A 13,901-nucleotide genomic window follows, 5' to 3' on the forward strand; every position below is an offset into this window, starting at 1 on the left:
AGGTAATGCTCAAACCGCTTGCCCGCCGCCGCGGAATCGTTGACGATGAAGCGTCGACGGTGGGGGCTCCCCCTGCCGTGTTCAAATAGACACGGGGGTGGCTATTCATGCTTTTTCGTGTTCTGGGTCCGCTCGGAATAGAAAAATCCAATGGTGAAAGTGTCAAGCCTTGGGCGCCGAAAAATCGCGCTTTGCTGGGATATCTCTGCCTCAATAATATGACAGCAGTTCCCCAGGAACGGCTCATCAACGCGATCTGGTCGGGCACGCCGCCGCGGAGCGCTCACGCCGCACTTCACGTCTACATCTGCAATCTGCGAAGCCGCTTTCGTGAACTGGGCCTCGATGCCTCCGTCCTCACCACCCAGTCGACTGGATACGAACTGCGGCTCCCGCACTCCTCCCTCGACCTCAACCTGTTCGAGGCGCACCTGGCACAGGCCCGCAATCTGCAAAGCGGCGGTGAGTTCGAAGCGGCGTCCGTCGCGCTGGGCGCTGCCGTCGCCCTCTGGCGCGGTCCGGCGTTGGCGGACTTCCGCGAGTTGCCCGCTTTTGCGGGCATCTGCCGACTGCTCGACGAGAAGCATGTCTACGCCTACGAGCGCCGACTGCAGTTGGAGCTGGACCTGGGCCGTCACCGCGAGCTGATCTGCGAGCTGTATTCGCTGATCGAGAGGTACCCGGGCTGGGAGGCCGTTTACGGCTATCTCATGATCTCCCTGTACCGCAGTGGCCGTACGGCAGACGCACTGCGAACCTTCGACCGGGTCCGCTGGATGCTGGTCGAGGAGTTGGGTATCGAGCCCGGGCCGCAGCTACAGCATATTCAGCAGTCCATTCTCACTCGCGATTCCTGGGTCGAATCCGGTGCCGACCGCGGCGTTGTCGGCGCCCAATTCTCCTTGCGTTGACCATGCCGCACGCCGCCTTCTGTCAGGGGCATGACTGGCCCTGACAGAAGGCGGCCAGGCTGCTGGTTCAGAGATGTTTCAGGACTCGAATGCCCTGTCCGCCGATCGTTCAGGGCGTTCTTCTGGTCATCACTACTGCACAGGAATTTTCACACCGTCCCAGAGCCGGTGAAGTGCCCTGCGGGCCCGGTCCGGGGCGGACCGGTCGCGCTGTAGCTGCAGGAAATGGTTGAGTGCCAGCATGATGCCCACCACCTCGTAGAGCAATTGGTCGGCATCCGTGTCCGATTGCAGTTCTCCGGCGGTGATCGCATGCCGGATTTGCAGGCGCAGGTCGCGCTGCCACAAGTCGTTCATGCCGGCGATGGCGTCCCGCACGGGGCCGCTCCGCCCGTCGAATTCGGCCGCCGCCGCGGTGAGGAAGCACCCACCGGGCAGCACGTCCCGCGCCAGATACGACACCCAGGCATCGCACCACCCATGCAGACGGGGCAGGCCGGGTGGCACATCGGCCGCCACCTGGTTCGGCACCTCTCGGGTGAACAACTCCGCCGCGGCGTCGACGACGGCGAGTTGGAGACGCTCCTTGGTGCCGAAGTGGCCCAGCACACCGGCCTTGCTCATCCCGAGGTCGGTCGCGAGCCAGCCGATGGTCAGGCCGTCCAGGCCGTACACCGAGGCGATGGCCAGGCTGCGGTCGACGATGCGCTGACGGGTGCGACGCGTCTCGGCAACGCTGTTCCGGGGGCTCATGAGTGTCCATGGTAGCCGCCCTGCGCCTCATTTACCTTCCGACCGATCGGTTGCTAACATCTGTTCGCCTCTGCCGCGTTGGGGCGGTCCGAACGAAAGAGAACCACCTTGCCCCGGCTGCGTCGTACTCCGCACACGCTCCGGGTCGGCTGCACGCGGCGAGTCGCCCCCGGTGCGCCTGTTCACCCGGCTGCCCGCGGAGCCGACCAGGCGTCACCCGCCCACGAAAGGACTGCTGGTGCTCTACTCGCTCGCCCGGCTGCTGCTCACCCCGCTGGTACGGCTGATCTACCGGCCCGTCGTCCGTGGCCGGAGCAACGTCCCACGGCACGGTCCCGTGATTCTCGCCAGCAATCACCTGTCCTTCATCGACAGCATCGTCATCGCGCTCCTTTCGCCGCGGCCGGTCCATTTCCTGGCCAAGGACACGTACTTCACGGGAACAGGAACGAAGGGCGTCCTGACGCGGTGTTTCTTCAGCACCTTCGGCTGTATCCCGGTCGACCGCGGCGCCCACCGCGGCGCGCGGGCATCGCTGGAGGCGGCTGAACGCGTCCTGGCCGAGAGCCGAGCCTTCGGTATCTATCCCGAGGGGACACGCTCTCTCGACGGCCGGCTCTACCGCGGGCGGACCGGGGTCGCGTGGCTTGCTCTCACGACCGGAGCCCCGGTGGTGCCCGTGGCGCTGACCGGTACCGATCGACTCCAGCCGGTCGGCCGGCGGCTGCCCCGTTACCACCGCATCACCGTGGAGTTCGGCAGCCCGCTGCATTGCGCCGGACTCGACATCGGTACGCGCCCTGCGCAGGTCCGCCGGTCCGTCACCGACGAGATCATTGGGGCGATCGGGGGCCTCTCGGGACAGGAGCGTGCCCACGACTACGCGACAGCACCTGCCCCGAGAGCCTGAGCAGTCCAGCCGACGAGGGTCATGCCCGGGTCGGTCGCGGCGACCCGCTACGCCGCGTCGAGGCGAAGGGGCAGGGTCACCGGGCCTTGAACGGTGTCGGGCCGACTGCACACGGTCTCGCCGTCGAGCGCCGGACCAGTCGGTCGCCGGGAGAGAATGGTCAGCGCCTCGCTGAGTTCCGCTCGTGCCGGTATCGACCCGACGCAGCTGCGCAGCGCCAGCCGAACCTCAGGTGAGGGTGCCGGAACTCCCGGCGGATGTCGAAGCGTTCGGGATCAGTGAAGACACCGGGGTCGCGGCTGGCGAGCGTGGACATGACCATGACGGGGGTGCCGCGGGGGAGCCACCGCCCGGCATGGTCAGGTCCTCAGGGGTGACGCACCGCTGGTGTGTCGATCCCGGGCCGGGCCGTGGGTTCACCTGTCACGGGCATCGGACGACCTGGCCGGCGTACGACAAGCCGCCGCCGAACCCGAAGAGCAGCACGGGTGACCCCGAGGTCAGTTCCCCCCGTTCCACCAGCTTGGAGAACGCCAGCGGGATGCTCGCGGCCGAGGTGTTGCCGGAGTCCACGACGTCCCGCGCGATGACCGCGTTCACCGCGCCGATCTTCCTGGCGACCGGCTCGATGATCCGGAGATTGGCCTGGTGCAGGACGACACCACCGAGTTCCTCCGGCTTGATGCCGGCGCGCTCGCACACTGTCCGGGCGATCTCCGGCAGAGCAGTCGTCGCCCAGCGGTACACGGACTGGCCCTCCTGGGAGAAGGTGCCCGACTTGCCCTCGATGAGCACAGCCCTGCCCATCTCGGGGACGGATCCCCAGACCACGGGACTGATCTCGGCGGTGTCGGCCTCGGCGACGACGACGGCACCCGCTCCGTCGCCGACCAGCACGCAGGTACTGCGGTCGGACCAGTCCACGAAGTCCGTGAGCTTCTCGACCCCGATCACCAGGGCCTTGTTCGCGGAGCCGCCCTTGATGGCCAGGTCAGCCATGGCCAGGGCGTGCGGGAAGCCGGAGCAGGCCGTGTTGATGTCCAGTGCCGCAGGCGCCGTGATACCGAGCCGGTTCGCAACACGCGCTGCCACGTTGGGAGAACGATCGTGGGAAGTGCAGGTCGCGACGATGACGAGATCGATCTCCGCACTGGCCAAGCCCGCGTTGGCGAGGGCTTTCCGAGCGGCTTCCGCCGCCATGTCCGCCACCGATTCCGCTGCCTCCGCCACATGCCTGGTACGGATGCCGACCCGGCTCCGGATCCACTCGTCATCCGTGTCGACCATCTCCGCGAGGGCGTCATTGGTGAGCACCTTCTGTGGCTGGTAGTGGCCGAGGGCCACGATGCGAGACCCGGTCATGATGAAGTCCTTCTGCTGCATTGTCGATTGAGCTTCCGTCACGCGCGGGTACCTACCCGGGCTGTATCCGTTGCATCCGATGGCTCGGACCAGAACATGTCAGGGGACGGCCTTCTCGGCCGGGTCGCTTTGCCGCACAGCGGGCTTCCCTGAGTTCACCGAACTGAGGGGGGTGCGGAGAGCAAGAGAGGCTACTGCGGCGACGAAGCAGCCGGTCGCGGTGATCCAGAAGGCCTCTTGATAAGCACCCAAGGTGGGCAGCGGCAAGCCCTCGATGGTGTCACTGGCCAGGACGGAGCCGAGGACAGCCGTTCCCACGGCACCTCCTACCGTACGGAACACCGCGTTCATGCCGTTGGCGATGCCGCTCTGCTCGATCGGGACAGCGGAATTGATGGCGGCCGGCATGGCCGTGTAAGCAAGGCCGACGCCGAAACCGAACACCGCGGCGGCGAGATAGAGGTCGGCCGGGTGCCCATTCACCACGGCGAGGAAGCCCATCGCCACCGCTGCGAGCAGTCCGCCCAGCGAGAGGGGGATCCGAGGACCTCGCGTGGTGATCAGCCGGGCGCCGACCGGGGCAGCCGCCATGCTGCCGATGGCGGATGGCAGCAGCATCACGCCGGCGTGCAGGACGTCGGCGCTGAATCCGTAGTGCGCGGTCTTCTCCGGTGTCTGGGCGAAGTTGCTGATCACCATGAAGCACCCGTACATGCCGAACCCGATCACCGCACCTGCCGCGTTGGTGATGGCCACGACGGGGCTCACGAGCATCCGGATACTCACCAAGGGGTGCGGCACCTTCAGTTCGATGACGGTCCACGTGGCCGCGATCACCGTGGCCGCGATGAAGAGCCCGATGATCCGGCCGGAGCCCCAACCCCAACTGTTGCCCTGGCTGACGGCGAGCAGCAGGGCGCAGAGCCACCCGGCCAGGGTGAGGGCGCCCAGCGGGTCCACCTTGACGGTGTGATCGGTTACCACGTCCTTGGGGATGCCTGCCGTGCACCAGGCGATGGCGACGAGGCTGATGAGCAGTCCGGCCCAGAAGACCGACTTGTAGCTCCACTGCTCCATCAGCAGGCCGGTGACCACAAGGCCGAGGGCGCTGCCGATGCCCATAGCGGCGCTGACGGCCCCGATGCCGGCCGGAACTTCGCGCGGCGGGAACTGGTTGCGCACCACGCTGATGGCCAGCGGGAGGACACCGCCACCCGCGCCCTGCAGGACGCGGGCCGTGACAAGCCAGGCGAATGACTCGGTGCTCACCGCGAGCACCGACCCCAGCGCCAGGCCGCCGAGCGAGACCAGAAGCATCGTCCTGCGGCCGTAGAGGTCACCGAAGCGCCCCAGCAGCGGGGTGAGCACTGCGGCCGCGAGCAGGTTGGCGGTCATCAGCCAGGCGACCGTGCCGCTGGAGACGTGCACGCCCGTCGCGAGTGAGGGGAGGATCGGCACCACCGCGGTCTGCACCATGCTGAAGGCCAGCATGGCCAGCACGAGTGCCGGCAGTATCTGTCGGCGGCCGGGTTCCTCGGGCGGTGTGCCTTCGTCCTGAATCTGGTTCATACCCACTGTTTCTGTTTGAGGACGGCGGGGGAGGGGGTCACGGCTGCTTCGGTACGGCTTCCCTGGTCAACACCTCGTCGAGGTACTGCGACAGCGCGGCGGCGGAGGGGTGGTCGAAGGTGAGGGCGGCCGGCAGCCGCAGGCCGGTCGCGGCGGTCAGCCGGCTGGTGAGTTCGAGTGCGGTCAGCGAATCGAGGCCGAGGTCGGAGATCTCCCGCTCGGGCTCGACGGCGTCCGCCGAGGCGTACCCCATCACGGCGGCGATCTGCTCCTGGACGAACGAGAGGAGCGCGGACGACCGTTCCGCCTCCGGCAGCGCCGCCGTCCGGTCCCGGAGCGACACCCGCGGTGCCGTCCCGGGCCGCGCCGCCCCTGCCGGTGCCAGCCCGGCCAGTACCTTGGCGAGGCCGCCGGACCGGGTGCGCAGTGCCTTGGCATCGAGCGCGACGGGCACGAGCACGGGCTCATCACAGGCGAGGGCGGCGTCGAACAGCTCGATCCCGCGCCGCACGGACAACGGTGCCAGGCCTGACCGCGCCATCCGGGCGATGTCGACGTCGGACAGGCTCGCCGCGATTCCCGCGTCGGGGTTCCACAGGCCCCAGGCCAGCGAGATGGCGGGCAGCCCGAGCGCCCTGCGCTGGTGTGCCAGCGCGTCCAGGACGCTGTTCGCCGCAGCATAGTTGGCCTGTCCCGCGCCACCGAGCACGCCGATGACCGAGGAGAAGAGGACGAACGCCGACAGCGCGTCCTGCGTCGTGAGTTCATGGAGATTGAGCGCTGCCGTGCTCTTGGCCTTCAGGACATGCTGCAGCCGCTTGGGCGTCAGCCCCGTAACAGTGCTGTCGTCGAGGACCCCCGCCATATGCACGACGGCGCTCAGCGGAGCTTCCTTCCGTAGCCGCGCCAGTGCTTCGGCCAGCGCCGGACGTTCGGCCGCGTCGCAGGCCAGGACGGACACCTGGGCGCCGAGTGCGGTCAGGTCGGCCACCAGGCTGTCGGCGCCGGGTGCCGCCGGGCCACGCCGACTCAGCAGCGCCAGCTTCCGTACGCCGTGCCGCCGCACCAGGTGGCGGGCGAGCAGACTGCCGAGCATGCCGGTTCCGCCGGTGATGAGCACGGTGCCGTCCGGTGTCCACGGTCCGTTGCCCACCGCGGCTGCCGAACGCCTGCCGCGGACCGCCGCCAGGCGGGGTTCCCGGACGGCACCGGCGCGGACGGCCGCCTGCGGCTCGCCGGAGGTGATCGCGCCGATCAGGCCGTCCACGCCACGTTCCCCCGGTTCGATGTCGACCAGGACGAATCGTCCGGGGTGTTCCGTCTGGGCACTTCGGATCAGGCCCCAGACGGCCGCGCCCGCCGGGTCGGACACCTCCTCGTCCGCGCGGGTGGCGACCGCCCCCGCAGTGACGAGCACCAGCCGGGTCACCGCCAGCCGTTCGTCGGTCAGCCACTCCTGGACCAGTCTGAGCGCCCGCTGGCTCGCCGCGCCGACCGCCTCGTCGACGGTGTCCTTCTCGCCCACGCACGTGACGACGACGGCCTCGGGCGGCGGCTGCGGGGCCCCGACCAGACTGTCGAGAGCCAGCAGGTCCGGGCAGACATGCACCGATGTCCCGGCGCTCTTGAACATTCCGGTCAGGCCGAGGTGGTCGCTGCCCAGAAGTGCCCACCGGCCGTCCGGCGCGCCGGTGACCGCCGGGTCCGCGACGAGCGGCCACTCCAGCCGGTACAGCTCCCCCTGCCGTTCCCCGAGCGCCCGGCCGAGCTGTTCGGGCGTGGTCCGCTTGAAGCGCAGGGACTCGACCGAGGCCACCGGGCGGCCCGTGCTGTCCGCGAGGGCGAGCGAGACCGACAGATCGCCGGATCCGCCGCCCTTGCGCAACGGGGTCGCACGGACCCGCAGGCGCCGCCCGCTCGGTGCGTACGTCTCGATCCCGTGCCAGGCGAAGGGCAGGGCGGGGTCCTGCTCCTGTGCCGGCGCGAGGACCGCGTGCAGCGCGGCGTCGAGGAGAACCGGGTGGAGAAGGAATCCGGGGGCCTCCTCGGCCTCGCTGCCGGGGAGTTCGACTTCGGCGAGGAGCTCGTCCCCGAGCCGCCACAGGGCCCGCAGTCCGCGGAACTCGCTGCCGTACCGCAGCCCACGTTCGGCGAACCGCTCATAGACCCCGTCGAGGTCCACCGCGTCGGCTCCGGCGGGCGGCCAGCTCTGTTCCACTGCCAGGGCAGCGGCCGGGCGCCCGGCGTCCGCTGATTCCAGCTGGCCGGTCGCGTGCCGGGTCCACTCCCCGCGGGACGCGTCCCGCGGCCGTGCGTGCACGGTCAACTCACGGCGGCCGTCCGCCTGCGCACCACCGACGCTCACCCGTACTTCGAGCGCGGTCCCCTCGTGCAGGGCCATGGGCGCCTCAAGCACCAGCTCGCCGACCCGGCCGCAGCCCGTCCGTGCGGCGGCGTGCACGGCCCACTCGGCGAACGCCGCGCCCGGGACCAGGACCGTACCGAGCACGACGTGGTCGGCCAGCCAGGGGTGGCTGTCCAGGGACAGCCTGGCGGTATACACGACGCCGTCGGTGGCGGGCAGCTCGACGGCCGCGCCGAGCAGCGGGTGGTCCGCCGCTTCGAGACCCGCGCCGACGAGGTCGGTGCCGCTGTGCGCCGGTGCGGTCAACCAGTAGGACTGCCGGTCGAAGGCATAGGTCGGCAATGTGACGGTGCGGCCCCCTGCCCGGGACAGCCCGGCCGCCCAGTCGACGTCGACCCCCTGGACGTACAGCGCGGCCAGCGCGGTGAGAAACGTCCGCTCCGCAGGCCGGTTGCGGCGGGCGGCGGCCGTCACCACGGCCGACGGGGTCGCCGTCAGGCAGCCCTTCGCCATCGACGACAGCACACCGTCGGGCCCGACTTCGAGGAACTTGGTGACTCCCGCCGCTTCCAGCGCCCTGATGCCGTCCAGGAATCGCACGGGCTGCCGCACGTGCCGGACCCAGTACTCGGCGGAGCACAGCGTCGCCTCCTCGACCGGCCGGCCGGTCAGGTTGGAGACGACGGGCAGCGTCGGCGGACGGTAGTCGAGGGTCTCGGCGATCCGGGCGAACTCGCCCAGCATCGGCTCCACCTTCGCGGAGTGGAAGGCGTGACTCACGGCCAGCCGCTTGGCCCTGCGGCCGCGCCGCTGCCACTCCGCCAGGATACGTACCGCCCAGTCCACGTCTCCCGCGACGACCGTCGCGTCCGGGCCGTTGACCGCCGCGACGTCCAGCTCGGCGCCGTGCGTCGCGATCCACTCGGTGACTTCGTGCTCGGCCGCCTCCAGCGACACCATCGCCCCGTCGTCCGGCAGTCCGCCCATCAGACGGGCGCGGCTCGCCACCAGGAGACATGCGTCCGGCAGCGACAGGACTCCGGCCACATGCGCGGCCGCGATCTCACCGACGGAATGGCCCAGCAGATGATCCGGGGTGACGCCCCAGTGTTCGAGCAGTCGGAACAGGGCCACTTCGAAGGCGAACAGGGCCGGCTGGGTCCACTCCGTACGGTTCAGGAGCGCCGTTTCCGCGTCCGCCTCGCCGGCGAACATCGCATCGCGGAGCGGGCTTCCGAGGTGGGGGTCCAGATGCGCGCAGACCTCGTCCAGGGCCCGGGCGAAAGCAGGGTGAGCCGCGTACAGGTCGCGGCCCATGCCCGGGTACTGGCTGCCCTGGCCGGTGAAGAGGAAGGCGACCCGGCCGGGCGTCGCCGCGCCCTGTGTCACGTTCCCGGCGAGGGCATCGTTCGCCAGGGCTTCCAGGCCGTCGGAGAGCTCGGTACGGTCCGACGCGATCACCACGGCCCGGTGTTCGAACGTTGAGCGGGTGGCGGCCAGGTTGTGGCCGAGGTCGTGGAGGTCGGCGTCCTTGGCCGCCGCGTGGGCGCGGAGCGCGTTCGCCTGGGCGCCCAGCGCTGCCGCGCTCGTGGCCGTCAGCGGCAGCGGGACCGGCCCGGTCGCTGACTCCGGGGCCGGAGCACCGGTCTCGGGGCCGGGGTCCGGCGCCTCCTCGATCACCACGTGGGCATTGGTGCCACTGATACCGAAGGACGACACGCCGGCCCTGCGGGGGCCGTCGGTCCGCTCCCAGGGCACCGCCTCCTGCAGCAGCCGTACGCTCCCCGCGGACCAGTCGATGTGGGAGGACGGGCGGTCGCTGTGCAACGAGCGTGGCATGACGCCGTGCGCCATCGCCATCACCATCTTGATGATGCCGCCCACCCCGCCCGCGGCCTGGGAGTGGCCGGTGTTCGACTTCAGCGAACCCAGCCACAGCGGACGGCCGTCGGGGCGGTCCTTCCCGTACGTGGCGAACAGCGCGCCCGCTTCGATGGGATCGCCCAGGACCGTGCCGGTGCCGTGGGCCTCTACGACGTCGATCTGGCCGGGGGCGAGCCGGGCCGCGGCCAGAGCGTCCAGGATGACCCGCTCCTGCGCGGGGCCGTTCGGTGCCGTCAATCCGTTACTCGCGCCGTCCTGGTTCGTTGCCGTACCCGCCACCACGGCCAGCACGCGGTGGCCGCGGCGGCGGGCCTCGGTGAGCCGTTCCAGCAGCAGGACGCCGGCGCCCTCGCCCCATCCCGTGCCGTCCGCATCGGCGGAGAACGCCTTGCACCGGCCGTCGGGCGACAGGCCGCGCTGGCGGCTGAACTCCAGGAACATGCCGGGCGTCGCCATTACGGTCACCCCGCCGGCCAGCGCCATCGAGCACTCACCGCGCCGCAGAGCCTGAACTGCCAGGTGGAGCGCGACCAGCGAGGACGAGCAGGCGGTGTCGACTGTCACCGCCGGCCCTTCCAGCCCGAAGGTGTAGGAGAGCCGGCCGGACAGCACGCTCGGGCTCGACCCCGTCAGCAGATAGCCCTCCAGATCTTCCGGTGCCTCGCCGAGCGGCGGTCCGTACCCGGAGGGCGACGCCCCGATGAAGACGCCCGTGCGCGTGCCGCGAACCGTCTCGGGCACGATGCCGGCCCGCTCGAACGCCTCCCAGCCGGTCTCCAGCAGAATGCGCTGCTGCGGGTCCATGCCCAGCGCCTCACGCGGGCTGATGCCGAAGAACGCCGAGTCGAACCGGGCGGCGTCGTACAGGAATCCGCCGAAGCGCGTGTACGTGGTCCTCCGGTGCTCCGGCGAGGGGTGGTACAGGCCCTCGAGGTCCCAGCCGCGGTCGGGCGGGAAGTCCGCGACGGCGTCCTCACCCTCCGCCACGAGGCGCCATAGATCCTCGGGGGACGCCACCCCGCCGGGATAGCGGCAGGCCATGCCGACGATGACGACCGGGTCGTCCTCGGCCTCCGCGGCAGCCGGCGTGGCGGCTTCACTGCCGGCGGACGACGACAGCAGATGCCGGATTCTGCGGGCCAGTGCGAGCGGCGTCGGGTAGTCGTAGACCGTACTGACGGGCAGCTTCAGGCCGGTGCTCTCGACAAGCCGCTGGCACAGCCGGACGGAGCTGAGGGAGTCGAATCCAAGGTCGCGGAAGGCCAGCCGGCCGTCTATCGCCTCGGCGCTGTCGTGTCCGAGCAGCAGTGCGGCGTGCCGGCGGACGAGGCCCAGTGCCTCCTGCTCGCCGATCGGCCCCGGATGCGGCCGCTCGGCGGCCTGCCGCTCCTCCTCCGGTGCTGCTTCGGCGGGTACGCCGGGGGGAGCAGCGGGGGCAGGTGTGGTGGGGACCGGTGTCCGGGGGGCTGCCAGCCAGTGCCTGCGGCGCTGGAAGGGGTAGCCGGGCAGCTTGACCCGGCGGGCGCCGGTCCCGGCGTACCCCTGTGCCCAGTCGACCGGGACGCCGTGAACATAGGCCTCGGCGGCGGACCGCAGGAAGCGCCCGACGCCACCCTCGTCCCGCTGCAGGGTGCCGACGGCGGCGGCTTCGACGGGCTCGTCGGGGGACGCCTGCGCCGCGTCCTCGATGGTGTCCAGCATCCCGGCTACCAACACCGGATGCGGGCTCACCTCGATGAAGACGTTGTGTCCCGTGTCCAGCAGCGCCCTGGTCGCGCGCTCGAACTGCACGGCCTCGCGCAGGTTCCTGAACCAGTACCCGGCGTCCAGGCGGAGCGTGTCCAGGGGCCCGCCGTCGGTGCTGGAGTAGAAGGGGACGTCCGAACGGCGGGGAGAGATGTCTTTCAGCGCGTCGAGCACCTCGTCTCGGATGGCCTCGACCTGAGGCGAGTGCGAGGCGTAGTCGATCAGGATCAGGCGGCTGCGCACCCCGTCCCGCTCGCAGGCCGCGGCCAGTGCGGCCAGCGCTTCGGGAGATCCACCGACGGCTGTCGACCGGGGGCTGTTGACCACCGCCACGGACAGTTCGTCCGGGGAGCGTTCCAGATAGGCCATGACGCGGTCGGCCGGCAGGGCGATGGACAGCAGCCCGCCGGCCCCGGCGATCCTGGCGATGGCCCGGCTGCGCAGGGCGACCGCGCGGGTGGCTTCCTCCAGGGTCAGGGCACCGCAGAAGTAAGCGGCGGCCAGCTCACCCTGGGAGTGGCCCACAACGGCGTCGGGTTCGACGCCGTGCGCGCGCCACACGGCGGCCAGCGAGACCATGACCGAGAACAGCAGAGGCTGGACGACCTCCACCTCGTCCAGGCCCGGTGCTCCGGGCGCGCCGCGCAGTACGTCGGCCGGGGACCAGTCGACGTACGGGGCCAGCGCCCGTCCACACGCCTCCAGTTCCTCCCGGAAGGCCTGGGAGCTCTCCAGCAGCCCGAGGGCCATGCCGGCCCACTGCGATCCCTGGCCGGGGAAGACGAACACGACCTTGGCCGGGCGCCGCGCGGCGCCGCGCGCCGTGGTGGCGCCCGCCTCACCCGCCGCAAGCGCGTCGAGCGCCGCGCCGAACTCGGTACGGTCGCCGGCTACGACCACTGCCCGGAGGTCCATCGCCGAGCGCGTCGTGGCCAGCGAGAGGCCCACGTCCTCGGGCCGGAGGTCCGGGAAGCGGGCCAGATGCTCGGAGAGGTCACGTGCCTTGGCCTCGAGCGCCGGCCGGCTGGTGGCGCTGAGCGGCCAGGCCATGGCCTCCGGTGCCGTCCGACGCGCGTCCTGCCCGGCGGCCTCGGGGGCCGGGCCGAGGACGACGTGGCAGTTGGTCCCGCCGATGCCGAAGGAGCTGACGCCGGCCAGCAGCCGCTGGTCGGGACGCGGCCAGGGTCCGCTGCCGCGCTGGACCTTGAGGTCCGCCTCGCCATGGAGCGGGCGGGGCCCGGGCGACGCGTAGTTCAGGCTCCCGGGTATCTCGCCGTTCTTGATGCTCAGGGCGGCCTTCAGTAGTCCGACGGCGCCGGCAGCGCCTTCCAGGTGCCCCACGTTGGTCTTCGCCGACCCCACGAGCAGGGGGGAACCGGGCTCCCGTGATCCGGCGAACACCGAGGCGAGAGAGGACGCCTCCAGCTCGTCACCGCGTGCCGTGCCGGTGCCGTGCAGCTCGACGTACTGGATGTCGCCGGGCTGGACCTGCGCGCGGCGCTGAGCCGCTCTGATGACCGCGCTCTGGGCCGCCGGGTCGGGCACGCCAACGGCCTCGCCCCGGCCGCCGTTGTTGACCGCGCTGCCGAGGATCAGACAAATGATGTCGTGGCCGTCGGCGACCGCCCGGGACAGCGTCTTCAGGACGAACACCGCGCCGCCCTCTCCGCGGACGAACCCGTTGGCCCGGGAGTCGAACGCGTAGCACCGGCCGTCGGGTGAGAGCACCCCGAACCGGTCGGCGCGCAGCGCCGATTCCTGGACGAGGTTGAGATGCACCCCGCCCGCGAGCGCGAGTTCGGACTCGCCGGAGCGCAGGCTCTCGCAGGCCATGTGGACGGCGACCAGCGAGGAGGACTGCCCGGAGTCGAGGGTGAGGCTGGGGCCCGCCAGCCCGAACAGGTGCGAGACCCGGTTCGCGATCATGCCGCGTTGCATCCCGGTGAAGGAGTGCTGCGTGATGCTGCCCGCTCCGTACTGGTTCAGCAGCGCGTCGTAGTCACCGGCGATGGCGCCGAAGAAGACACCGGCAGGGCTGCCCTGGACGTCCTGCCCGGGTATGCCGGCGTCCTCGACGGCCTCCCAGCTCAGCTCCAGCATCAGCCGCTGCTGCGGGTCCATCGACGCGGCCTCCCGCGGCGAGATGCCGAAGAAGCCCGCGTCGAACTCGCCGATGCCGTCCGCGAATCCACCCCGACCGGTGTTGCCGGGCTGCGGCGCGGACGGCCCGCCCGTCGTCCACCGGTCGGAGGGCACCTCGGTGATGCCGTCCCGTCCCTCGCGGAGCAGGTCCCAGAAGCTCGTCAGCCCTGCTGCCCCGGGCAGCCGACAGGCCATGCCGACGACGGCGATCGGTTCGCTCCAGGGGCTCAGCACAGTGCTGGTCATCGCTCTCACCTAG

Annotated in this window: 6 protein-coding genes; 2 read left to right on the plus strand and 4 right to left on the minus strand. The window is 70.7% G+C overall.

Translation table 11 applies throughout. From position 1 onward, the window contains the following. Positions 1-107 precede the first annotated feature (107 nt). The gene (locus OG588_RS27970) at positions 108-911 is read left to right on the plus strand and encodes a BTAD domain-containing putative transcriptional regulator (RefSeq protein WP_405949702.1); all 804 of its coding nucleotides are present in this window, start codon (positions 108-110) and stop codon (positions 909-911) included. 132 nt (positions 912-1,043) lie between these two features. Here the strand turns inward: OG588_RS27970 and OG588_RS27975 are convergent, their stop codons facing one another. Then, complete coding sequence (locus OG588_RS27975) at positions 1,044-1,664, minus strand: TetR/AcrR family transcriptional regulator (protein ID WP_405949703.1); 621 nt, start codon at positions 1,662-1,664, stop codon at positions 1,044-1,046. Between the two features lie 238 nt (positions 1,665-1,902). On the opposite strand from OG588_RS27975, the gene OG588_RS27980 reads away from it, so the two are divergent. Next, a complete protein-coding gene (locus OG588_RS27980) occupies positions 1,903-2,574 on the plus strand; it encodes a lysophospholipid acyltransferase family protein (protein ID WP_405949704.1) in 672 nt (223 codons plus the stop codon). 423 nt (positions 2,575-2,997) lie between these two features. On the opposite strand, the gene OG588_RS27985 is transcribed toward OG588_RS27980, so the two are convergent. The 3 genes from OG588_RS27985 to OG588_RS27995 all read right to left on the minus strand — a co-directional run bounded on the left by OG588_RS27985 (position 2,998) and on the right by OG588_RS27995 (position 13,888). Next, a complete protein-coding gene (locus OG588_RS27985; protein ID WP_405949705.1) occupies positions 2,998-3,936 on the minus strand; it encodes a beta-ketoacyl-ACP synthase III in 939 nt (312 codons plus the stop codon). Positions 3,937-4,035: 99 nt separating this feature from the next. Continuing rightward, complete coding sequence (locus OG588_RS27990) at positions 4,036-5,505, minus strand: MFS transporter (protein ID WP_405949706.1); 1,470 nt, start codon at positions 5,503-5,505, stop codon at positions 4,036-4,038. Between the two features lie 37 nt (positions 5,506-5,542). After that, complete coding sequence (locus OG588_RS27995) at positions 5,543-13,888, minus strand: type I polyketide synthase (protein ID WP_405949707.1); 8,346 nt, start codon at positions 13,886-13,888, stop codon at positions 5,543-5,545. Positions 13,889-13,901 lie beyond the last annotated feature (13 nt).

Source organism: Streptomyces prunicolor (assembly GCF_045162825.1).
Taxonomy (GTDB): Bacteria; Actinomycetota; Actinomycetes; order Streptomycetales; family Streptomycetaceae; genus Streptomyces; species Streptomyces prunicolor.

Bases quoted from the DNA above. Each gene is read 5' to 3' on its own strand.
- OG588_RS27970 (WP_405949702.1), top strand. From the start codon at position 108: ATGCTTTTTCGTGTTCTGGGTCCGCTCGGAATAGAAAAATCCAATGGT.
- OG588_RS27975 (WP_405949703.1), bottom strand. From the start codon at position 1,664: ATGAGCCCCCGGAACAGCGTTGCCGAGACGCGTCGCACCCGTCAGCGC.
- OG588_RS27985 (WP_405949705.1), bottom strand. From the start codon at position 3,936: ATGACCGGGTCTCGCATCGTGGCCCTCGGCCACTACCAGCCACAGAAG.
- OG588_RS27990 (WP_405949706.1), bottom strand. From the start codon at position 5,505: ATGAACCAGATTCAGGACGAAGGCACACCGCCCGAGGAACCCGGCCGC.
- OG588_RS27995 (WP_405949707.1), bottom strand. From the start codon at position 13,888: ATGACCAGCACTGTGCTGAGCCCCTGGAGCGAACCGATCGCCGTCGTC.